Here is a 22684-nt window from a genome sequence, read left to right on the forward strand (position 1 = left end):
ACACACATTTATTTGTAGTAGGGAGCATCAGCACATGCAACTCGGGATTATTGGACTGGGCCGCATGGGCGGCAATATTGCGCGGCGCCTGATGCTCAACGGGCACACCACCGTTGTTTACGACCGCAATACCGCCTTCGTCGACACCCTGGCCGCCGAAGGCGCCAAGGGCGTCACCGACCTGCCGGCCCTGGTCGCCGGCCTGGCCAAACCACGAGCGGTCTGGATCATGCTGCCGGCAGGCGCACCGACCGAAGACACCATCGACACCCTGAGCACCTTGCTTGAAGCCGGCGACACCATCATCGACGGCGGCAACACCTTCTATAAGGACGACATTCGCCGGGCAAAAACCCTCTCGGAAAAAGGCCTGCACTACATCGACGTCGGCACCTCCGGCGGCGTCTGGGGCCTGGAGCGCGGTTACTGCATGATGATCGGTGGCGAAGCCGAAGTGGTTAAACGCCTCGATCCACTGTTCGACAGCCTGGCGCCTGGCATGGGTGACATCCCGCGCACCAAGGACCGCAAGTCGGACGACGATCGCGCCGAACGCGGTTACATCCACGCCGGCCCCGCAGGTTCCGGCCATTTCGTGAAGATGATCCACAACGGCATCGAATACGGAATGATGCAGGCCTTCGCCGAAGGCTTCGACATCCTCAAGACCAAGGCCAGCACCAACCTGCCGGAAGACCAGCGCTTCAACCTGAACGTCGGCGACATCGCCGAAGTCTGGCGTCGTGGCAGCGTGGTCTCGTCGTGGCTGCTCGACCTGACCGCCGATGCCCTGGCTGCCGATCCGCAGCTCGATAATTTCTCCGGTTCCGTAGCGGACAGCGGGGAAGGTCAATGGACTATTGAAGCGGCCATGGAACAAGCGGTACCGGTGCCGGTGCTGTCGAACTCGCTGTTCGCCCGCTATCGCTCGCGCGGCCAAGGCACCTTTGGCGACAAGATTCTCTCGGCCCAGCGCTTCGGCTTCGGCGGCCACGTGGAGACTGCGAAAAAATGACCCGTTTGATCCGCAATAAATCCAAGGCAGAACCCGCACCACCGACCACGCTGTTCCTGTTCGGTGCCCACGGTGACCTGGTCAAGCGCTTGCTGATGCCGGCGCTGTACAACCTGAGTCGCGACGGTCTGCTTGGCGATGGACTGCGGATCATCGGCGTCGACCACAACGCCATCACCGACGAAGCGTTTGCCCAGAAGCTCGAAGACTTCATTCGGGCCGAAGTGGCAAGCAAGGTCGGCAAGGGCGATCAAGCCCTTGACCCGGCGTTGTGGGCCAAACTGGCCAAAGGCATCAGCTACGTCCAGGGCGACTTCCTGGACGACAGCACGTATCAGGCGCTGGCGGCGAAAATCGCCGCCAGCGGCACCGGCAACGCGGTGTTCTACCTGGCCACCGCGCCACGTTTCTTCAGCGAAGTGGTGCGTCGTCTCGGCGCTGCCGGTTTGCTGCAAGAGACGCCGGAAGCGTTCAGAAGGGTAGTCATCGAAAAGCCGTTCGGCTCTGACCTGCATACCGCCGAAGCCTTGAACGCATGCTTGCTCAAGGTCATGACGGAAAACCAGATCTACCGGATCGATCACTATCTGGGCAAGGAAACCGTGCAGAACATTCTGATCAGCCGGTTCTCCAACAGCCTGTTCGAAGCGTTCTGGAACAACCATTACATCGACCACGTACAGATCACCGCCGCGGAAACCGTCGGCGTGGAAACCCGTGGCAGTTTTTATGAACACACCGGCGCCCTGCGGGACATGGTGCCCAATCACCTGTTCCAGCTATTGGCGATGGTGGCCATGGAACCACCGGCTGCCTTTGGCGCCGATGCGGTTCGCGGCGAGAAGGCCAAAGTGGTGGGGGCGATTCGTCCCTGGTCCACCGAAGAGGCACGGGCCAATTCGGTGCGTGGCCAATACGCCGCCGGCGAGATCGACGGCAAGCCGTTGGCGGGTTATCGCCAGGAAAACAACGTAGCGCCTGACAGCACGACCGAAACCTATGTCGCGCTCAAAGTCATGATCGACAACTGGCGCTGGGTCGGCGTGCCGTTCTACCTGCGCACTGGCAAGCGCATGAGCGTGCGCGACACCGAGATTGTCATCTGCTTCAAACCGGCGCCTTACGCGCAGTTCCGTGATACCGAGGTCGATGAGCTGCAACCGACCTATCTGCGGATTCAGATTCAACCCAACGAAGGCATGTGGTTCGACCTGTTGGCCAAACGCCCCGGCCCGGCGTTGAAAATGGCCAATATCGAACTGGGTTTTGCCTACAAGGATTTCTTCGAAATGCAGCCGTCCACCGGCTACGAAACCCTGATCTACGATTGCCTGACCGGCGATCAGACGCTGTTCCAGCGCGCCGACAACATCGAGAACGGCTGGCGTGCCGTGCAACCGTTCCTCGATGCCTGGCAGCAGGATGCGAGCGTGCAGACTTATGCGGCGGGCGAAGACGGGCCGGCGGCGGCAGAAGACCTGCTGACCCGCGACGGTCGCGTCTGGCATAGCCTCGGATGAGTGACGAAACGCAACAACCCATCCGCTTTTTGCTCAGTGACATGGACGGCACATTGTTACTGCCCGATCACAGCCTCAGTCAGCGCACCATCGAAGCGGTCCGTTCGTTGCGTGAGTCGGGCGTGCTGTTCAGCCTGGCCACCGGCCGGCCGCCGAAAGCCATGCTGCAGCAGATCGAAGCCTTGGGCGTCGATCTGCCGACGGCGGCGTTCAATGGCGGCACCATCGTAAACCCCGACGGCAGTTTGCTGGTCGCGCATTATTTGCCGGCAACGGCCGCGCTGACCACGTTGACGCAGTTTGCCGATCTGCCGGACATCGAGGTGTGGGTGTTCAGCGGCGGCGACTGGCTGGTGAAAGACTCGAATGGCCCCATGGTGCCGCGGGAACAGCACGGCCTGGGGTATCCGCCCGTGGTGGTGGAGAGTTTCGAGCCCTATCTGGAATACATCGACAAGATCGTCGCGGCGAGCAACAACACGCAGTTGTTGATTGAGCTTGAGGCGCAGTTGCTGCCCAGGGTCGAGGGCCAGGCGCAGGTGTCACGCTCGCAGCCGGTGTACCTCGACGTGACCGCCATGCAGGCAAACAAGGGGGACGCACTGGCGACACTGGCGGAGTTTCTCGGCGTGTCGCTCGGGCAGACCGCCGCCATGGGCGATGGCGGCAATGACCCGGCGATGTTTCATCGCGCCGGATTGTCGATTGCCATGGGGCAGGCGGAGGAAGCGGTGAAGCGTCAGGCCGACGTAGTGACCGGGGCCAATACCGAAGACGGCGCGGCGCAGGCGATAGAGCGGTACATCCTCAACGCAGGTTAACCGCGTTATCGTTCTTCGCGGGCAAGCCTCGCTCCTACAAGTTAGCGGTGAATCTGTAGGAGCGTGGCTTGCCCGCGAAGGCGTCAAACCTGCCAACTCAAAGCCAGAAACTCACCGCATACCACCCCAGCACACCCATCACCACCGTATACGGCAACGCCATCCACACCATCCGCCCATACGACAGGCGAATCAGCGGGGCAATCGCCGACGTCAGCAGAAACAGAAACGCTGCCTGGCCATTCGGCGTCGCCACGCTCGGCAGGTTGGTGCCGGTGTTGATCGCAATCGCCAGTGTCTCGAAATGCTCACGGCTCATGTGGCCGGAGATGAACGCCTGTTTCACTTCGGTGATGTAAATGGTCGCGACGAACACGTTGTCGCTGATCGCCGAGAGTAAACCGTTGGCAATAAACAGCATGCCCGGTTGCTGATTCGCCGGCAGCGCCAGCACCCACTGGATCAGCGGCGTGAACAACTGCTGGTCGTGAATCACCGCCACTACCGCGAAAAACACCACCAGCAGCGCCGTGAACGGCATGGCGTCCTTGAAGGCGTTGCCGATGCGGTGCTCGTCAGTGATGCCCGTGAATGCGGTAATCAGCACGATCACCATCAAGCCGATCAAACCGACTTCGGCAATATGGAACGCCAGGGCGGCAATCAGTATCAGTGCCGCCAGCCCCTGAACGATCAGCGCAGCGCGTTGGTGTGAGGTGCGTTGGGCGTTGTCTTCGGCGGCGTAATTGGCCAGCACCGCGCGCACGTTGTCCGGCAGGAGCGTGCCGTAACCGAACCAGCGCAGTTTCTCCAGCAGCACGCAGGTCACCAGGCCCGCCACCAGCACCGGCATGGAAACCGGGGCGACTTTCAGGAAGAACTCAGAGAAGTGCCAACCCATTTCGTGGCCGATCAGCAGGTTCTGCGGCTCGCCGACCAGCGTGCAAACGCCACCCAGTGCAGTGCCCACGGCGCCGTGCATCAGCAAGCTGCGCAGGAAGGCGCGGAACTGTTCGAGGTCCCCGTGATGCAGCGTTGGCAGGTGCTGGTCATCGTTGAATTCGCTGTCCAGGCGCGGATCGTTACCCGAAGCGACACGGTGGTACACCGAGTAAAACCCCACGGCGGCACTGATGATCACGGCGGTCACGGTCAATGCATCGAGAAAAGCCGAGAGGAACGCCGAAAGAAAGCAGAACATCAACGCCAGCATGGCTTTGGAGCGAACGCCGAGCAGCAGGCGCGAAAACAGAAACAGCAGCAGGTCTTTCATGAAGTAGATGCCGGCCACCATGAACATCAGCAGCAGAATCACCGGGAAGTTGTGCAGCAGTTCGTCATACAGCGCCTGAGGCGTGGTCATCTTCAGCAACAGCGCTTCGACCAGCAGCAAGCCGCCCGGCATCAGCGGATAGCACTTGAGCGCCATGGCCAGGGTGAAGATGAATTCCAGCACCAGCAGCCAACCGGCCGCTACCGGACCTACGGTCCATAGCACCAGGGCATTGAGAATCAGGAAACCGACGATACTGGCCTTGTACCAGCGAGGTGAGTGCCCGAGAAAATTATGCGCGAACGCCTGGGCCATTGAGCCGGACATCGGCTGCTCCTTGTATTAAGAAGCGCGCAACTTGCCGCAAGCGGTACGGAAGATCAAGCGCAGGAAAGCTCGGCAGGCCTATCCCAGATAGCGAGCGACGATTGCCCGGTAGTTGCCATCCAGCGAATAGCCGCCTACGACAATGTTGCCGTCGTCCTGCACGGCCAGCGACGTTGCGGTATCCAGGCTGCGACCCAGGCGGGTACGGACCCAGCCGATGCCTTTGCCGAACAGCTCGTCGAGTTGTCCGTCAGGACGATGCCGGGCCAGGATGAAGTCGGCTTCGACACCACCGATGGTCGCGCCAACGGTCAGCACACGCCCGTCTGCAAGGGCGTGGGCGGCGGTCCACTGGCAGCCACTGTGGCCGATCCCCAGCAAATGCGGCTGGCCACCGTTGCAATGGATGTCCGGGCGACCGTTGCTGTGTACTTTCAAGGCCATGCAATGCATCGGGTCGCGACTGCTGCCAAAACAGTGCAGGTCGCCGTTGGCCTGCTGGACGACCTGGCTGACCTGCGCGTGACGCCCTTGTGCCAAGAAACTCATGAAGCCATCCACGGCGAAACGGTCGTCCAGGCTGCCGTCGCTTAGATAGCGCGCAAGCAGGCCTTCTTCAGGGAAGTTGATCGAGCCGCCCACCAGAATCCGGCCGTCGCGTTGCACCAGCAGGCTGCTGAGCCAGGTGTTCATCAGCAGGTGTCTGACCAGGACGAAGCCACGACCGTTGAAGGTGTCGTCCAGCGAACCGTCGGGGTTTAGTCGCACCAGCAGGCCGACGTGATCGGCCAGTTCAAAATGATGATTGGCCAGCAGGACCATCCGGCCGTCTTCCTGCACGCACACATCACAGGCTTCGGCGCCCGGTACGCCGGGGGGAAGCCAGGCATCCCGCACGCCCCGGGAAAGATTGCCCGGCAGGCGTACGACAAGGCGTCCGTTGTCGCCAAAGTCGGGGGCCGGTTTGCCTTGCTGATCGAACAAGGCGAGGGCAGGCAGTGTCTGGTGCTCATTTTCATAGTGCAGGCCGGCCAACAGAATGCACCCGTCGGGCCGGATCAGCACTTTGCCACCCATGGACTCGAAGCCGGGTTCGAACTGGCTGATGACACTGCCTTGTTTGCCGAACGCCAGATCTGCCGAGCCATCCGCAAGCAGGCGGGCCAGACCGAAGCGGCTGCCGCTCGGGGTTCCGACCTTGGCCGCGACGAGCAGCCGGCCTTGTGAATCAATCGCGACGCCGGTGGCCATGCTCGACGTGCTGCCGGCGAAATACACCTGGGTTTTGCCGGCGCTGGCAAAGGTTTTGTCGAGCTCCCCGGCGGCGCTCAGCGTCGCAGGCAGGACCACAGCGGTCTGGGTTGACATGCACGCATCTCCTTGCGAGTCGTCTTGATCCAGGAGTTGGGGGGGGCGACTTATAGTAGAAACATTCAATCCCTGAATGATTGGTTGCACAACTGTAATAACTAACAGACGGAGGGTCGTTTTGTGCCAGAACAGTGTCTTTTCGACCCACTGACAAGCCTGCCAAGTATTTGGCCGCGTTCAGGTACAAATAAATGTTGCGCGTGTTGTCTGCTGGCAAGGCCGGCAAACTAACGATCATGGAGGAGGGTGCGGATTACCGATAAGTAATCCGCAAAAAGATTAGTGCGGCATCGACCACGATTGCAGCGTGTAACCTTCCTGGCTCAGCTCTTTACGGGCTTCTTCCAGAACATGTTCCAGTTGTGCCGGGTCGGTATAGGCACTGCTTGGGATCTGCTTGCGAATGCAGGTGTTGGTGCGGTCGATGACGGTCAGGCTGAGTTCGCCGTTGCCGTCTTGTGGGGCCCAGGCCACGCATTGAAATGGCTTGAACGCGCGGTCGGCAATCAAAAGAGCTTCGTTGATACGGAGCGGGGCGGTCATGGGGTCTTCTCTCTGTATGCCCAATCAAGTGATGTGCCGTCGGTTGGGCTTACCGTTCGGCTGGTTACTTGTACTGATGCCCGCAACCGGTGGGTGGGTCACATACAATTAAAAGAATTTTCAACTTTCTTTCATCGGTTCGAGGTTTCGACGGCTTTTGAAAGCTGGGTGAAAGGTTCGAGTCGTTAGGTAACTAATAAAGTTGCTTCTTATAACTGCTTGCGCGCACTTCCTATAGTCAATCGATACAAGACAGTGTCAAATTCTTGCTAGTGTTACAGCCAGATCCGCCAAATGATTGTTTTTAATAAAATTTCATAAAATTTGGCGTCAAGGAACAGTCATGATCGAAGCGCCTGCGTTACGACGTCTGTTAGTAGTGGACCCTTGCGACGACTGTCATCGCCTGCTGCCAGGTCTGCGTTCTGTAGGTTGGGACGTTGATAGCTGTACGCTGGAAAATGCCGCTGACCGAACCTGCGACGTCGGCCTGTTGCGGCTCCAGCCTTTTCATCTGGAGCACCCCGATGCGGTCAAGGAACTGATCAGCCGCAGCGGCACCGAATGGATCGCTGTGCTCAACCAGGAAGTCCTGCGGCTGCAAAACGTCGGGGACTTCGTCTGCGAATGGTTTTTCGATTTCCACACCTTGCCGTTCGATGTCTCCCGGGTTCAGGTGACGCTGGGTCGGGCGTTCGGTATGGCGCGCTTGCGTGGTCAAGGCACGGTTCACATCGATCAGCCCGAACACGAGCTGCTCGGTGACAGCAAACCGATTCGCGAACTGCGCAAACTGCTGAGCAAACTGGCGCCAACCGAATCTCCGGTGTTGATTCGCGGCGAAAGCGGGACCGGTAAAGAACTGGTCGCCCGCACCCTCCATCGGCAATCCCAGCGCCACAGCAAACCCTTTGTCGCGATCAATTGCGGCGCAATTCCCGAACACCTGATCCAGTCCGAATTGTTCGGCCACGAGAAAGGCGCCTTTACCGGCGCCCATCAGCGTAAGGTCGGGCGGATCGAAGCGGCCAATGGCGGCACTCTGTTTCTCGATGAGATCGGTGACCTGCCGCTGGAGCTACAAGCCAACCTGCTGCGTTTTCTCCAGGAAAAACACATCGAACGCGTGGGCGGCAGCCAGCCGATTCCGGTCGATGTGCGGGTGTTGGCGGCGACCCACGTCGACCTTGAAGCGGCCATCGAGAAGAAACGCTTCCGCGAGGATTTGTATTACCGCCTCAACGTGCTGCAAGTGGTCACTGCACCGCTGCGTGAGCGGCATGGCGACCTGTCGATGCTGGCCAACCATTTCTCCCATTTCTACAGTCATGAAACCGGCCGCCGTCCGCGCAGTTTCAGCGAGGACGCACTGATCGCCATGGGCAAGCACGACTGGCCGGGCAACGTGCGGGAGCTGGCCAACCGTGTACGTCGCGGGCTGGTTCTGGCGGAAGGGCGGCAGATCGAGGCGCGTGACCTCGGGCTGATCAGTCAACACACAATCGCCGCGCCGATGGGCACCCTCGAAGACTACAAGACCCGCGCCGAACGGCAGGCGTTGTGCGATGTATTGAACCGCCACAGCGACAACCTGAGTGTCGCCGCCCGAGTGCTGGGCGTGTCGCGGCCAACCTTCTACCGACTGCTGCACAAGCACCAGATCCGTTAGGGCGGGGCGAAACGAAAAGGCCCGCTGCGATGAACCTCGCAGCGGGCCTTTTTCATTCAGGTGTAGCGGTTAGAAGTAGTACGGGAATTTCAGGCTGAAGGAAAAGTCTGGCGCGTCGTCGGTCAGGCCGATGGCCAGGTTGGGGACGATCGTCAGGTTGTCGGTGGCTGCCATGGTCATGCCAATGTTGAAGTTGGCCGCGTTGTAATCGCTGTTGGAAATTGATTGCCAATCGCCGCCGTCGGGCTTGATCTTGCTCTTGCGGGCGAACTGGTCGGTGAACGAGAACGACATACTCATCTTCTCGTTCAAGGCGAATGCAATGCCGGCGCCGACTTGCCAGGAATCGCCCAGTTTCACGTCCCCTTTCACCTTGGAGCCGACCTGAGGGCTGATGTCGCTGAAAGAGTCCTCCATGTTGTAGGTGTAGGCCAGGGTGCCGAACAGCACGGCCGGGTCGAAGGTCTTGACCAGCGAGATACCCGGGGTGATCGACCAGACACCATTGCCGGTAGGCAAGTCCTCGGGGACCGCGAGGTTGTCGTTGTTCGGGTCTTCGACCAGTTTGATGCCGTAAGGGTCCTTGCCGGTCGGTGCCTTGACGCGCAGTGTAAAGACCGCGTCTGGCAGACTGACCGACTCATCCAGAAACTTGTAAGCAACGCCAACGTTCACATCGCCGATGGTCGGGTCGCGGGTGACGGTTGCGTCCGACGTCACGGGGCCAGCGCCACCGGCGCCACCGGAGGAATACGTCGACTCGCGATACACCACGGGGACGTTAATGTCGAACTGCCAGCGTTGCGCCACGTTGTAGCGGGCGGTCAGGTCCAGTGTCCAGTTGTCGGCCTTGATGCGGTCGAGGTTGATGTTGCCGAGGAAAATCGAGTCCAGTGCCAGAAAACCATTGAGCGTCAGCGCGCGTGTATCGAAGTGCGTGTAGGTGAGGCCGGTTTCGACACTGAACTTGCCGCCGCCGAAGAACCCGCTGGCTTCGTCATACAGGTTGGACACGCTTTGCGCAGGCTCGGCATCCTCTTTGAGCGATTGGCCGTATGAACTGCCTGTGGTGCCCGGCGCACCGGCGGCCACCGTCTGGCCACCCCTGGTCGGCTCGGCAGGGGATTTGGTCAGGCGTTTGGGGGCCGGTGTCGCAGGTGCTTCTTCTACTTGGCGAACGCGCTGTTCAAGTACCATCAGCGCGTTCTGTTGTGCTTCGTAACGCTGTTTCAACTCCATGAGTTCTTGTTTTAATGCTTCGACCTGGGGGTCCGGTGCTGCGTACAGCAATGTGGCCGGGGCCAGGCTACTCAAACAAACGATAGCTCTGAGCGTTATAGATCGGTGCATGGGTTAGCCGTCCCTTCTGACTGCATCTAATGAGACTGAGCGTAGATCAGAATCCTAGAGTGCGAACTCCTTTGAGTTGGTCCAGATTGCCGTTCATTGAACCGGTTGATGGCAGGTTGTCGCGCAGCACAACGTTGATCGACATCATGTTTCTGACCTGGTTACCACCGCCAAGCAGGGTCGCGTTTTGCATCAGCCCGCCTTGGGCAAGGCGCTGCACGGTGTTGCCCTGGTTGTTGTTGGCGATGATGTTGAGCTGCACGCCCGTGCCGGTGGCGGAAATACTCATCGCGCCGGCACCGTTGGTGTGGTTCAGGGTTGAGCCCGAGGCCAACGCTTGCCCCTGGTTGTCCATCTGTGGTGCCTGGCTACCTCTGCTGACGTTGAGATCAACGTTGTTGTAAGCGCTGTTGTTGTCGCCGGCAGCGCGCACAACCTGAGTGACGCCCTGGGTAGTGCTCAAACCGTTACCGCCGCTGACGGTCCCGGTGCCCTGAGATACCGCCGAGCCATCGCCATTCCGGTCGATCATCGACACATAGAACTGTGGCTTGATGGTCGTTTGTTGAATTTGCATCGAGGAGGTTGCCCCGATCACCTGACCGTTGGCATTTTGCCAGGTGCTGGTCATGACAATCCCGAAACTGATGACGCGCCCCGGCATGACATAGCGGCCTCGCAGGTTCGCCAGTTCCTGATCGCTCAGTTCAATAGGTTTGAACGTCTGTGCCTGGGTTGGCAGGCTGGCGGCCAGGCAAGCCACGGCCAGCCAGATTGGAGTCTTCATTAGATGCTCCCGGAGCGTCATGCTCCCTTGTTATTAGAAGAAGTCGCTTCGGATAAATCCGAAGTCCAACAACTCTGCGTCTTGCACCGGGCTGAAGGTGTCGAGGCGGTTCTTGGCGGTCAGTGGCACGGGAGGGTCGAGCAGCGCGTTGGTTTTGTCGTAGCCCTGGCCAATGACAGCAAAGATGATGCCGTTCCAGCCTTTGACAAAGTCGTCGACTTGGTAGCGTTTATGACCGAGTACCGGATCTCCGATGTATACCCAGCCCTTGTGGACTTTTTGCAGGACCACAAAATGTTTGTAGCCACGGATATCCATGAGGACCACGACCGGAATTCTGATGTCGTTCAGCGTTTCCGGCGCCACCCGGTAGCCACGGGCCCGCATGCCGATACTTTCCACGTAACGCTTCATGTCGAGCATGGAGAAGCCCTGAACGCGGACAAGGTCTTGATCGGCGTATGCCAGCATGCCTTCGATGATCTGTTCTTCGTTCACGTCCAGCCAATAGGCCTGGCGCAATATGGTCGCCAGCGCAGCTGCGCCGCAACTGAAGTCGGTTTTCTGTTGCACCAGGTCGGCAAATTTACGCTCGCGTATGCTCTGGATCGGCTTGTACACCACCGCGCCGCCTGGCAGGACGGAAAGCGGCATTTGTGCAGCCTCGATCACACTGGACACACAAAGCAAAAGTACCAAGGCGATAATGCGCATGGTGGGACGCCCTCTGGTTGTGTTGAAAAAGGCCCCCGTGAGGGGGCCTCCAGAGACAGCCATCAGAACGATTGGTTGGAAATGGCCAACGAGTTGCTTTGTTGGTTACCCACACCGGCAGCCACGTTGACGCCGAGGTTGCCACTGCCGCCATTCACCGAACCGCTAAGGGTTGCAGTGTTGGTGACAGGGTTAGCCCAGCCATTTGGGGTCAGGATTTGATAGGAAACAGTGTTGCTCAATTCCCATGCATTGCTTTCGCTGTAGCCCTTCTCTTCGTGTTTGGTAGAAGCGGACGATTTCTCGCCTGATTTCTCGAACGAAGAGTCAAACGATTTTGAGAACGAAGAATCGAACTTCTTCTCGAACGAAGAGTCGGTCGATTTTGAGTGCTCTGTATCGATAGATGCTTTAAGCGATGCGTCAACCGATAGGTCGACAGACTTGCTGCGAGTGCGATCGCCATAGCCGTTATTATGAGTAACGGTTTTGGTAACATTCGCATCTGCGGTCAACATAGCTTCCACAGCAGCATGGCTGGTGGAGCTCTTGTCGGTGCTTTTTGATCCGATTGCTTCAAAGTGCTTGGTGCCACTGACGTCAAAACTGCTAGCACCTTTCTTGGTCCAGTTGCTGGACGCGCTCTTATCAATGTTCAACTCGGAGTTATGACTGAAAGAGGAATTACCGCTTTTGGTTGTGGTTAGCGTCACCGTCGTCAGGGCGAAGTTCCGATCGGCGTTGTTATTCACTACCAGACCAGGACCATTCTGATCGGCGGAGGCGGTGGCTGTTGCGTTACCCAGCGGCGAATTGGAGTTGGCAATCGCCATGGTGTTTTTCTGTTGGTTCAGGTCGCCACCGGCAATGTTGATCCCCATATTGCCGTTGCCACCATTGCCCGATCCGCTCATCACGGCAGAGGCTGTGGTGTTGTAGTTGTCGACCTTGTTGTGGTTGCTGTACTGCTTGACGCTGGCAGTGGCAGTGGCAACCCCGAACACGAAGGAGTTATCCAGAGCGGAAGTGGCGCCAGCGTTCGCGATGGCGGCAGCGTTGTCTTGTTGGTTGCCGTCGCCTGCCGCCACGTTGATACCGACGTTGCCGTCGGCGCCTGTGGCAGAGTCGGTCATCTCTGCCTTGTTAATAGTCCCTTCGTTACGGATGCGATTGTTGGTGCTGCTTTGTTTGTCGTAGGCATTGGCAGTCGCGTAAACAGGGATCTTCATTGGAGGAGGATTGTGGTGACCGTTGTTATGATGGCCATTGTGGTGGTCATCGTGACGCCGATCGTTTTGCCCAGCTTGTACAGCAACAGCCATGACCGCAGCAATTGCGAAAACCAGAGGCTTGAGTGCCGTCGAAGGTTTCATGGTGATTCTCCGTACTTATTTTAGGTTAAGTGTTGTTCCTAACTGTTTGGGTCAATCCGCGACCCGTACGTTCAGGGTGTTGGCCATTCGGTTTCCCACCCCGGCGCTCTGATTCAACTGAATCACCCCGCGGCTACCGGTGAATGCCTGGTCACTGGTAGAGACCTGGCGATAGCCTGGTGCAGAGTCAGTCGGATCGGAGTTTTTGATCAGCGCCACGTTCTGTTGCATGAGGACGCTGTCGTCGATACTTTGCGGTTGATTGCTGATGCTTATCCGCAGGGCATTGGCTTGCTGAGTGCTGGCACCGGCGCTCTGGTTGACACCCAGTACGCCGTAGCCGCGGCTGAAGGAGTCGCCCTGAATGCTGGCTCGAGCATCCATCCTGGGGTCGACTTCGGTATGCAATCGTTGGCGAATCTGCGTGGTCGCACTGGCGCCATGGCCCATGGCGATGGCCCGGGCATTAGCCTGTTGCTGCTGATCGCCGGCAGCCTGGTTGACCGCGAAGTTACCTTGGTACTGCGCGCCCGAATTACTGATGTCGGCATTATTGATAACGGGGGGTTGAGCAAAGCTCGATGCGCTGCAAAACATGCTGATAATCAGCAGCTTACGATTCATCTCAACGGCCTCCCGTAATGACGTTCAGACCGCTCAGGCCTCGCTGGACGCTTGAATTGACCAGGTTGGAAATACCGTTGCCCGAACCTCCCGAGCGTCCGGCGGGAAGGTTGGAAAGCTGATTCTGGGTGGTGATGTTGCCGCCCAGGTTTGTGTTGCCTAACGTGACGAGGCGGGAGATCCCGGCACCACTGGCGACGTTGGCAAAGTCGCCGTCGTTCAACTCGTTCGTTTGCCTGAGGATTTGTTGGCTCGGGTTGGCATTTGCGGTCGTGGGGTTAGGATCGGGAGCCACCGGCGCTTGCACGGCGTTTCGTGTCTGGACATCACGCTTGATAATGATGATGCCGTCGTCAGCCTGGACACTTGAGCCCAATGCGCATCCGATCAGGAGGAGGCAGGTAAAGCCTTTATTGAAAGTATTGAAAGTCCCCACAGTGGCAATTCCTTCTTTTTGTGGGCTGGCCCTAGTCAGCGATGTGAAGGAGAGAGCGAATGCTGTGCCGTTTTTTGAATTTTGTTTTAATTCAACGGGTTAAAAATTTTGTCCGGGAGGCCGATGTCGGTGCTGTTTCACGTCTGAGACGGGCGCGGGCGCTTTTGTCCAACAAAAGCGGTTGCAGTGCTCTAGATCAATGCTTTGCGCCGAGGTGTATTGGGGGCTTAACAGCTGACGGGCGAAGAGGGTGCAGACCGCTGAAACGGCCTGTTTGGGGTGGGGTGGGTGTAACAGGTATGGACACTTTTGCCCCCAAAACAGGGGAATTACTGGGTGAAAACCCCTAAAAACGGGTCAGGGGTTCAGCAGCAGGGTGACGGCTTGCAGTGCCTGAAATCGCCGTTCCGCCCAGTTTCCCTGCAGAATTTGAAAAGGTTGTTGATGGGTTTCAAGCCATGTCAGGGTTGCGTCGAAAAATGCCCGGCGCTCGCTCAAATCGGGTTGGCAGCGTTGGCCATCATCCTTCCAGTCGACCTGTTCGGGAGACAGCAACAGATGCAAGTCGTACTGGCGAGCCAGCAGCGCCTGCTCGATCCACGCGGGGCAATCGCCAAACAGGGTCTGGCTCCAGAGGATGTTACTCAGCAGGTGGGTGTCGAGAATCAGCAACGATGGCTGTCGGGCGCGGGCCTCGTCTTCCCATTGCAATTGCCCGCGGGCGATCTCCGGAATGTCGGCCAGGCAGGTATCACGCGGGTTTTGTTCGATGAACCAGCGGACATATTCGTCGACCAGCATCCCGCCGAAATGCGCTTGCAACTCGGCCGCGAGCCAGCTCTTGCCACTGGATTCAGGGCCGGTGAGTACCAGGACTTTCATGTGCGCAATGCCGGGTCGGTGCGCCATTCCCGCCAGCCTTGAACCGCGATCACGGCAAACAACGCATAGAGCCCGGCGGTCAGGTACATGCCCTTGTAGACGAAGAGCCCGACGAAAATCACATCCAGGGTGATCCACAGAGGCCAGCATTGAACGCGCTTTTGCGCCATCCAGACCTGCGCCACCAGGCTGAACCCCGTCAGTGCCGCATCGAGCCAGGGCTGCGCGGCATCGGTCCAGTGCGCCATGGCCGCGCCGAGCAACAGACTGCCGATGGCACCGATGGCCAGACCTGTCGCGATCGATTTGCCCTTGAGTTGGCTAACCTGCCGCCCTTGCCGCGCAACCCCCGCGCGGGTCCACTGCCACCAGCCATAGAGCTGCAACGCGGCGTAGATCACCTGCAACAGCATGTCCGAATACAGCTTCACTTCAAAAAAGACCCAACTGTACAGCGACACCATGACCAGACCGATCGGCCAGCACCAGGGGTTCTGTTTGACCGTCAACCAGACGGCAATGACACCGAGGGCGGCGGCAAACAGTTCAAGCCCGGACATGGAGGTTCCTTGGAGCAGACGAAGAGGGGAGCGAATTGTACCCGGATTGCAACGGATGAGGCTGTGCTGGCGAGGGAGAAAGCACTCGTTGACCTGTAGGAGCCCGGCTTGCCGGCGATGGCGATTTCATGGGCGCTATCGCCAGCAAGCCGGCTCCTACGGATCGCGTGGGTGTTGGGGATTGTGGGTTCACCCGAAACTTGTAGGAGCCGGCTTGCCGGCGATGGCGATTTCATGGGCGCCATCGCCAGCAAGCTGGCTCCTACGGATCGCGGAGGTGTTGGGGATTGTGGGTTCACCCCAAACCTGTAGGAGCCCGGCTTGCTGGCGATGGCGATTTCATGGGCGCCATCGCCAGCAAGCCGGCTCCTACGGATCGCGTGGGTGTTGGGGATTGTGGGTTCACCCGAAACTTGTAGGAGCCGGCTTGCCGGCGATGGCGATTTCATGGGCGCTATCGCCAGCAAGCTGGCTCCTACGGGGCGCGGGGGTGTTGGGGATTGTGGGTTCACCCCAAACCTGTAGGAGTCCGGCTTGCCGGCGATGGCGATTTCATGGGCGCTATCGCCTACAAGCCAGGCGCCTACACGCGGAATTGTTTGAGCAACCCGTTCAACTGCTCACTCAGTTCCTTGAGGTGGACGCTGGCCACGCTCGACTGTTCCGCCGCCAGCGCCGTGCTGTGGGACAAACCGGCTGCCTGGGTCACGTTCTGGTTGATGTCTTCGACCACATGGGCCTGTTGCAGGGTGGCGCTGGCAATGGAAGCGTTCAACCCGTTGAGGTTGCGCAGTGCCTGGCCAATGGCATTCAGGCTTGCACCGGCGAGGCCGGCCTGTTCGATGGTCAGTTGCGAGGCGCGGCTGCTGTCGCCGATGACCTTGACCGCCGCTTCGGAATGGCTTTGCAGGCGTTCGATCATTGCCTGGATCTCGGCGGTGGACTTCTGCGTGCGCTGGGCCAGCAGGCGCACCTCATCGGCGACGACGGCAAACCCGCGACCTTGTTCACCGGCACGGGCGGCTTCGATGGCCGCGTTGAGGGCCAGCAGGTTGGTTTGCTCGGCGATGGAACGGATCACTTCCAGCACGCTGCCGATCTGAGTGCTTTCGGCGGCGAGGGTACGGATGACCTCCACGGCCTGATCAATCGTTGAAGACAGCTTGTCGATTTGTTGCAGGCTGCTGTCGATGTTGACCTGGCCCTGCTGCGCCTGAGACTCGGCATCGCGCATCTCGCTGGCGGCGTGCTCGGCGTTCTTCGCCACGTCCTGCACGCCATAGGTCACTTCATTGATGGCCGTGGCCACCAGTTCCATCTGTTGCGATTGCTGCTGGCTGCGTTGCTGGGCCTGGACGGCGTCGTTGCCCAGTTCGCTGGACGACTGGCCCAGGGCGCTGGCGGACACCTGCAATTCGCTGATCACCAGTCTTAGCTTGGCGGTGAACGCATTGAAGTGGTGTGCCAACTGCGTGACTTCGTCCTGACCGTGGGTGTCGAGGCTGCGAGTCAGATCGCTCTCGCCGCTGGCAATGTTGGCCATGGCGTTCACGGTGTCCTGCAGCGGACGGACGATGCTGCGGGCAATCAGGATCACCAGCAGCGCCATGAAGGCGGCGATCACCAACCCGACCACTGTCGCTTTCCAGACCTGGCCCATGAACTCGGCTTGCATGTCATCTATATACACGCCCGAGCCGATCACCCAGCCCCACGGTTCGAAGAGTTTGACGTAGGAGGTTTTTGCGACCGGCTCGCTGGCGCCCGGTTTCGGCCAGCGATAGTCGATCGGGCCGGCGCCCTTGGCCTTGGCGAGAGCGACCATTTCATTGAACACCGCAAACCCGTCCGGGTCGCGGATCGCCGAGAGGTTCTGGCCATCGAGTTTGGGGTTGGCCGGGTGCATGATCATCACCGGCGTCAGGTCGTTGATCCAGAAGTAGTCGTTCTGGTCATAGCGCAGGCCGCGAACGGCGGTCAGCGCCTGTTTCTGCGCAGCTTCGCGGGTCAGCGTGCCGGCGGTTTCGAGCCCGTGGTAATAGGTCAGAATGCCGCTGGCCGTCTGCACGACGTGCTGGGTTTTCTGCGCCTTGGCGTGATACAGGTCCTCGTGAATCTGCTTGAGCATCAACACGCCCAACGTCAAAAGCATCATGACGGCCACGATCAAAATCAACCACAAACGCCGGCTGATCGACATATTGCGCAAGCTGTTCATAACGCTGTCACTCCTGTTTCTTTTTCTTGTAATAAACGACCGCCAGCATCCAACCACATTTTGCCGATCGGGCATATCCGACCCAAGTCCAATAACGTGGCAGCGTTATTCAGCCTTGTCTGATAGGATTTCGGCCCCGCACGGAAAAACCTGAATCCAAGTTGATTTTTCACGGAATTTTTACGGTTTCGTCTGGATTCTGTGCGCGTCTGGCTGCAGCTGCGCTGATCGCAGTCAATGTTTTGAAAAATATTAACGGGGCATGCCGTGGCGCATCGCTTCTTGGGGGATTGATGGATCTTTGGACCGCCTTTCAGGCATTGATACTTGGCGTTATAGAAGGGCTGACGGAGTTTTTGCCCATTTCCAGTACCGGACACCAGATCATCGTGGCCGACTTGCTCAATTTCGGTGGTGAACGGGCCATTGCCTTCAACATCATTATTCAACTGGGTGCGATTCTGGCGGTGGTGTGGGAGTTTCGTCGCAAGATTCTCGATGTGGTGACCGGTTTGCCAACGCAGCCCGGCGCCCGACGTTTTACCGCCAACCTGTTGATTGCCTTCATGCCGGCCGTGGTGTTGGGGGTGATTTTTTCCGACTTGATTCACCATTACCTGTTCAACCCGATTACGGTCGCGTCGGCGTTGGTGGTGGGCGGGATCATTATGTTGTGGGCTGAAAAGCGTCAGCATGAAGTGCATGCTGAAACGGTCGATGAAATCACCTGGCAAGATGCGCTTAAAGTCGGTTTCGCCCAGTGCCTGGCAATGATTCCCGGTACATCGCGTTCCGGCTCGACCATCATTGGCGGGTTGCTGTTTGGCCTGTCGCGCAAGACCGCTACCGAGTTCTCCTTCTTCCTGGCAATGCCGACCATGGTCGCTGCGGCGGTGTACTCGGGCTACAAATACCGCGACCTGTTCGTCCCGGCCGATTTCCCGGTGTTCGCCATCGGCTTTGTCACTGCGTTCATTTTCGCAATGATTGCCGTACGGGGCTTGCTCAAGTTCATCGCCAGCCACAGCTACGCGGTGTTCGCCTGGTACCGTATTGCATTTGGCCTGGTCATTCTCGCCACCTGGCAGTTTGGCTGGGTTGACTGGACAGCGGTCAAGCCATGAATGACACCCGCGCACGCAACAAACCCGGGCGCCAGTCCGGGGGCGGAATCCAGAACCCACGGCTGAAACTGCTGGTGTTCGCGATGGTGTGTGCGCTGCCGTTGTTCGGCTCGATGTCGTTCTGGCTGCGAGGGGTTTCGCTGATTCCCCTGGCGGCCTATGGCATCGTCAGCGTGCTGGCGTTCTTCCTTTATTGGAGCGACAAGCGCAAGGCCCGGACCGATAGCTGGCGCACGCCGGAAAACGTGTTGCATGCGGTGGAACTCGCCGGCGGCTGGCCGGGCGCGTTGCTGGCCCAGCAGGTGTTTCGGCACAAGACCCGCAAAGTGTCGTTTCAGTTGCTGTTCTGGGTGATCGTGCTGCTGCATCAAGTGTTCTGGATCGATCAACTGTTCCTGGGCGCCAATCTGGCGCTGCTTTAAAGCAGCAGCCCGACCTGCGTGCGTTTGGGCAGTTTGCTCACCACCAGTTGATGGGAGCGTTGCAGCAGCCCTTGCAGTTCTTCGCTGCCCAGCGGGTAGGGCGTTTGCATGATGATCCACTGGGCCCGGGCCAGATACGGCGCCGGATGAATGCCCGGACGGTCGCAATGCCCCAGAAACAAGTCCTTGTCGACCTTGAACGCCAAAGAGTCGCCCCGCAGGTTCTGCAGGGCGAACATCTTGTTCCCGGCAATCGAAAACACCCGCACGCCACCCCACTTGTAATCTTCCCGCGCCCCCGGCAGCGCGAGACAGAATTGCGCGACATCCTCTTCGCTCATACGCCCAGCCTTCATATCAGTCGGTCCCCACAGGCATTGAATGATTCGATCAAATGGTCGAGCCAGGCGCGAACGGCCGGCATCACTCCGCGCCGATGAGGGTAGACCGCTTGCAGCCAGCCGCCAGGCAAAGACCAGTCGGGCAGTAACTGCACCAGCGCGCCGCTTTCCAGTTCCTGCTCGCAATACATCATCGGCAGCATGGTAAAACCCTGGCCGGCGAGGGTGCAGGCCCTGCGCACGATAAAGTCATCGATGCCCAGTCGCGCTTCGAGCGCGAGTTCATGACTTTTACCCTGTTGGTCGAGCATGCGGATGTGCACCATACGGTCCGCTTCCAGAGCGCCGAGCACCGGCAAGCCCTTGAGGTCTTCGGGATGATTGATTGCTCGTCCATGAAGAAAACCCGGACTGGCCACCATCAGCATCTGCGCCTGACGCAGGCGCCGGGTCACCAGCAGAGGGTCTTCATCGCCCGGTTCGCGAACCCGCAACGCGACGTCGACGCCCTCGGTCACCAGATCGACCCGGCGATTTACAAGCATGACCTCCAGCTGGACATGAGGGTATTTCTCGAGGAATTTACTGATCACCGTTGGCAACATTTCGTGAGCCAGCCCGACGGGGGCGGACACCCGCAAGCGTCCGCGAGGTTCGCTGGACATGCTGGCCACGGCCTCATCGGCCATCTCGGCTTCCAGCAGCATGGCCTGACAGTGGCGTAAATAGCGCTCGCCCACAGCGGTTAGCTTGAGCTGCCGGGTGGTGCGTTGCAGCAGGCGCGCACCCAGGCGTTCTTCCAGTTCGGCGATGCGGCGCGACAACCGTGATTTGGGAATCCCCAGCAAACGCCCGGCTGCCGCGAAACCGCCGGCTTCGACCACTTTGGCGAAGTAGTAGAGGTCATTGAGGTCTTGCATGGTGTTAACTCGATTGTTCTATCAGTGAGACGAACTATCGCATTGTTGCAGTCTAATCAGCTATTGGTTTCGTCTGTAGGATTGTCTCCATCAGATCGCCTCGTGGCGGTCCTCACCTGGAGATCCCATATGAAACTGCTGCATATCGATTCGAGCATTCTTGGTGACAACTCGGCTTCCCGTCAGCTGAGCCGCGAAGTCGTCAGCGCCTGGCAAGCTGCCGAGCCGACCGCCGTCGTGACCTACCGCGACCTGGCCAGCGATGCCATCAGCCACTTCTCCGCCACGACCCTGGTCGCCGCCGGCACCTCCGCTGAACTGCGCAACGCCGCCCAGCAGCACGAAGCCGAACTGAGTGCCTCGACACTGGCCGAATTCCTCGCCGCCGATGCCGTCGTCATCGCAGCACCGATGTACAACTTCACCATCCCGACCCAACTCAAGGCCTGGATCGACCGCATCGCCGTTGCCGGTCAGACCTTCCGCTACACCGAAGCCGGCCCTGAAGGCCTGTGCGGTGGCAAGAAAGTCGTGATCGTGTCGACTGCCGGCGGTTTGCACGCAGGTCAGGCAAGTGGCGTTGCGCACGAAGAGTATTTGAAGTTGCTGTTCGGTTTCCTCGGCATCACCGACATTGAATTCGTCCGTGCCGAAGGCCTGGCGTACGGTGATGAAGTGCGCACCAAAGCCATGAGCGCTGCTCGCACTCAGATCAGCGAGCAACTGTTCGCCGCCGCGTAAGGCTTGCGTAAAGTTGTAAATCAGCTCGGGCAACACCCCAAAAAACTCTGTATTCTGATCCCGCAAGGTCAGATACGGAGTTTTTTGTTTCTGATCATTGCGCAATCTTTCATGTTGTGGCCCAGGTTATGCAGTCGAGGGTTTAACGTCCCCGTTCTGTAACGACCTTGGTGGCCGCAATTGCTGGTACAAGGCCGCTTCCTCGGTAATCGATGGAGAACGGGCTTCCCGGTCAAGTAACAAAGGTGGGGCATCCCATGGTGCGTCTTTGGGCAACGTTACTGATTTGCCTGCTCAGCAGCCTGAATTCAGTGCACGCCGCGCCTGCGCCACATCCTCACTGGAGCGTCGGTTTCCATGAGATGAGTTTTCTCGACCCACTGGACCTGCAACCGATGCGCGCCATCGCGTTCTATCCCTCCAGCGACCGTGAACACTCCAGTAAACTCGAGGGCTACACGGTCGAAGCGGGCGAAGACACCCGCGTCGCCATTGGCCGCTTCCCGATGCTGATGCTGTCCCACGGCAACACCGGAACCCCGCTGGCCCTGCACGACCTCGCCACATCGCTGGCACGCAAGGGTTTTGTGGTGGTGGCGGTGATTCATCCCGGCGACAACTCGAAAGACCACAGCCGCCTCGGCACCTTGAGCAACCTGTATGGGCGGCCGATCCAGATTTCCGAAGCCATTACCGCGACCCTGGGCGACCGTATGCTCGCGCCGTTCGTCAATGCCGATCAGGTGGGGGTTATCGGTTATTCGGCCGGTGGGGAGACGGCGCTGATTCTGTCGGGGGCGACGCCGGATCTGGATCGTCTGCGTCGCTATTGCCAGGAACGTCCGGACGACCACGATGCCTGCAACACCCAGGGTGAACTGATTGTCGACCGTGATGACCTGCAACCGGTGGCGGATCCACGGGTGCACGCGCTGCTGCTGATGGCGCCGTTGAGCCTGAAATTCGGTCGCCATACCCTGGCCGACGTGCATGTACCGGTGCTGTTATATAGCGGTGACGGCGACAAACTGGTGGCCTTCGACAAAAACGCCGCCGCGCTGGCGCGCAAACTGCCGACCGCACCGGACTTCAAGCTGCTGGCGGGGGCAGGGCACTTCGTGTTCATGGCCCCGTGCAACGAAGAACAGATCAAGGCGATGCCGGCGCTGTGCACCGATGCCGACGGTGTCGATCGCGAGGACATCCATCGCAACATGATCTCCGAAGCAGGGCGCTTCTTCTCCCACGCACTGGGCAAACCGACCCGCGCCGGCATGCAAACCGCCGATCAATAGGACCCACACACCACTGTAGGAGCCGGCTTGCCGGCGATGGCGCCCATGAAATCGCCATCGCCGGCAAGCCGGGCTCCTACAGGTCTTGCGGCGCACCCACAACCCCAAACATCCCCGAATCCGTAGGAGCCGGCTTGCCGGCGATGGCGCCCATGAAATCGCCATCGCCAGCAAGCGGGGCTCCTACAGGTCTTGTGGTGCACCCACAAACCCAGTCATCCCCGAATCCGTAGGAGCCGGCTTGCCGGCGATGGCGCCCATGAAATCGCCATCGCCAGCAAGCCGGGCTCCTACAGGTCCTGCGGCGCACCCACAAACCCCAACATCCCCGAATCCGTAGGAGCCGGCTTGCTGGCGA

The 22684-nt window shown here is 59.3% G+C and carries 22 protein-coding genes; 8 read left to right on the forward strand and 14 right to left on the reverse strand.

Translation table 11 applies throughout. The features are described from left to right. Positions 1 to 34: 34 nt before the first annotated feature. From gnd to IB246_RS02725, 3 genes are read left to right on the forward strand one after another with little or no spacing between them, the layout of a single operon-like run. Positions 35 to 1015, forward strand: a complete 981-nt coding sequence (gnd, locus tag IB246_RS02715; protein ID WP_008040251.1) for a phosphogluconate dehydrogenase (NAD(+)-dependent, decarboxylating) — start codon at positions 35 to 37, stop codon at positions 1013 to 1015. Then, positions 1012 to 2535: a glucose-6-phosphate dehydrogenase gene (gene zwf / locus IB246_RS02720; protein ID WP_008029913.1), complete on the forward strand. Its 1524-nt coding sequence runs from the start codon at positions 1012 to 1014 to the stop codon at positions 2533 to 2535. Before gnd ends, zwf begins: the two co-directional genes overlap by 4 nt. Beyond that, complete coding sequence (locus IB246_RS02725; RefSeq protein ID WP_008040253.1) at positions 2532 to 3356, forward strand: Cof-type HAD-IIB family hydrolase; 825 nt, start codon at positions 2532 to 2534, stop codon at positions 3354 to 3356. Before zwf ends, IB246_RS02725 begins: the two co-directional genes overlap by 4 nt. Before the next feature lie 97 nt (positions 3357 to 3453). Here IB246_RS02725 and nhaB read toward each other — a convergent pair whose 3' ends face one another. From nhaB to IB246_RS02740, 3 genes are all read right to left on the reverse strand, one after another. Beyond that, positions 3454 to 4956 carry a sodium/proton antiporter NhaB gene (nhaB, locus tag IB246_RS02730; RefSeq protein ID WP_008040255.1) on the reverse strand — a complete coding sequence of 501 codons (1503 nt, stop codon included), beginning with the start codon at positions 4954 to 4956 and terminating at the stop codon, positions 3454 to 3456. A gap of 78 nt (positions 4957 to 5034) precedes the next feature. Further along, positions 5035 to 6324, reverse strand: coding sequence for a delta-60 repeat domain-containing protein (locus tag IB246_RS02735; protein ID WP_008040257.1), 1290 nt, complete (start codon positions 6322 to 6324; stop codon positions 5035 to 5037). Positions 6325 to 6606: 282 nt separating this feature from the next. Beyond that, the gene (locus tag IB246_RS02740) at positions 6607 to 6870 is read right to left on the reverse strand and encodes a hypothetical protein (RefSeq protein ID WP_008040259.1); all 264 of its coding nucleotides are present in this window, start codon (positions 6868 to 6870) and stop codon (positions 6607 to 6609) included. A gap of 343 nt (positions 6871 to 7213) precedes the next feature. Here IB246_RS02740 and IB246_RS02745 point away from each other — a divergent pair, with 343 nt between their 5' ends. Then, positions 7214 to 8539: a sigma-54 dependent transcriptional regulator gene (locus IB246_RS02745; RefSeq protein WP_008040261.1), complete on the forward strand. Its 1326-nt coding sequence runs from the start codon at positions 7214 to 7216 to the stop codon at positions 8537 to 8539. Positions 8540 to 8608: 69 nt separating this feature from the next. Here IB246_RS02745 and IB246_RS02750 read toward each other — a convergent pair whose 3' ends face one another. The 9 genes from IB246_RS02750 to IB246_RS02790 all read right to left on the reverse strand — a co-directional run bounded on the left by IB246_RS02750 (position 8609) and on the right by IB246_RS02790 (position 17483). Next, a complete protein-coding gene (locus IB246_RS02750) occupies positions 8609 to 9889 on the reverse strand; it encodes a transporter (protein WP_008040263.1) in 1281 nt (426 codons plus the stop codon). Between the two features lie 46 nt (positions 9890 to 9935). Then, positions 9936 to 10676: a hypothetical protein gene (locus IB246_RS02755; RefSeq protein ID WP_008040265.1), complete on the reverse strand. Its 741-nt coding sequence runs from the start codon at positions 10674 to 10676 to the stop codon at positions 9936 to 9938. Between the two features lie 33 nt (positions 10677 to 10709). Continuing rightward, positions 10710 to 11390 (reverse strand): C39 family peptidase, encoded by a 681-nt coding sequence (locus tag IB246_RS02760; RefSeq protein WP_008040267.1) that lies wholly within the window; start codon positions 11388 to 11390, stop codon positions 10710 to 10712. Positions 11391 to 11452: 62 nt separating this feature from the next. Further along, complete coding sequence (locus IB246_RS02765) at positions 11453 to 12763, reverse strand: hypothetical protein (RefSeq protein ID WP_008040269.1); 1311 nt, start codon at positions 12761 to 12763, stop codon at positions 11453 to 11455. Between the two features lie 51 nt (positions 12764 to 12814). Further along, positions 12815 to 13387 (reverse strand): hypothetical protein, encoded by a 573-nt coding sequence (locus IB246_RS02770; RefSeq protein WP_008040271.1) that lies wholly within the window; start codon positions 13385 to 13387, stop codon positions 12815 to 12817. A 1-nt stretch (position 13388) separates the two neighbouring features. Then, positions 13389 to 13823 (reverse strand): hypothetical protein, encoded by a 435-nt coding sequence (locus tag IB246_RS02775; protein WP_008040279.1) that lies wholly within the window; start codon positions 13821 to 13823, stop codon positions 13389 to 13391. Between the two features lie 357 nt (positions 13824 to 14180). Continuing rightward, entirely contained in the window at positions 14181 to 14705 is a 525-nt protein-coding gene (locus IB246_RS02780) for an AAA family ATPase (RefSeq protein ID WP_008040281.1), read from the reverse strand. Continuing rightward, positions 14702 to 15265 (reverse strand): nicotinamide riboside transporter PnuC, encoded by a 564-nt coding sequence (gene pnuC, locus IB246_RS02785; protein WP_008040283.1) that lies wholly within the window; start codon positions 15263 to 15265, stop codon positions 14702 to 14704. The genes IB246_RS02780 and pnuC overlap by 4 nt, the downstream gene beginning before the upstream one ends. 583 nt (positions 15266 to 15848) lie before the next feature. Next, a complete protein-coding gene (locus IB246_RS02790) occupies positions 15849 to 17483 on the reverse strand; it encodes a methyl-accepting chemotaxis protein (protein ID WP_008043778.1) in 1635 nt (544 codons plus the stop codon). A 293-nt stretch (positions 17484 to 17776) separates the two neighbouring features. Here IB246_RS02790 and IB246_RS02795 point away from each other — a divergent pair, with 293 nt between their 5' ends. Both IB246_RS02795 and IB246_RS02800 read left to right on the forward strand, forming a co-directional pair. After that, positions 17777 to 18607 carry an undecaprenyl-diphosphate phosphatase gene (locus IB246_RS02795; RefSeq protein WP_008043777.1) on the forward strand — a complete coding sequence of 277 codons (831 nt, stop codon included), beginning with the start codon at positions 17777 to 17779 and terminating at the stop codon, positions 18605 to 18607. After that, positions 18604 to 19029, forward strand: coding sequence for a DUF1294 domain-containing protein (locus IB246_RS02800; protein ID WP_008043776.1), 426 nt, complete (start codon positions 18604 to 18606; stop codon positions 19027 to 19029). Before IB246_RS02795 ends, IB246_RS02800 begins: the two co-directional genes overlap by 4 nt. On the opposite strand, the gene IB246_RS02805 is transcribed toward IB246_RS02800, so the two are convergent. Further along, entirely contained in the window at positions 19026 to 19385 is a 360-nt protein-coding gene (locus IB246_RS02805; RefSeq protein ID WP_008043775.1) for an MmcQ/YjbR family DNA-binding protein, read from the reverse strand. The two genes, IB246_RS02800 and IB246_RS02805, sit on opposite strands and share 4 nt — an antisense overlap. Next, entirely contained in the window at positions 19382 to 20290 is a 909-nt protein-coding gene (locus tag IB246_RS02810; RefSeq protein WP_008029879.1) for a LysR substrate-binding domain-containing protein, read from the reverse strand. The genes IB246_RS02805 and IB246_RS02810 overlap by 4 nt, the downstream gene beginning before the upstream one ends. A gap of 129 nt (positions 20291 to 20419) precedes the next feature. On the opposite strand from IB246_RS02810, the gene IB246_RS02815 reads away from it, so the two are divergent. Both IB246_RS02815 and IB246_RS02820 read left to right on the forward strand, forming a co-directional pair. Next, positions 20420 to 21031 (forward strand): FMN-dependent NADH-azoreductase, encoded by a 612-nt coding sequence (locus tag IB246_RS02815; protein ID WP_008043774.1) that lies wholly within the window; start codon positions 20420 to 20422, stop codon positions 21029 to 21031. Positions 21032 to 21288: 257 nt separating this feature from the next. Then, positions 21289 to 22326, forward strand: a complete 1038-nt coding sequence (locus IB246_RS02820; protein WP_008043773.1) for an alpha/beta hydrolase family protein — start codon at positions 21289 to 21291, stop codon at positions 22324 to 22326. Positions 22327 to 22684 lie beyond the last annotated feature (358 nt).

This window comes from Pseudomonas sp. PDM01, from assembly GCF_014852325.1.
Classification (GTDB): Bacteria; Pseudomonadota; Gammaproteobacteria; order Pseudomonadales; family Pseudomonadaceae; genus Aquipseudomonas; species Aquipseudomonas migulae.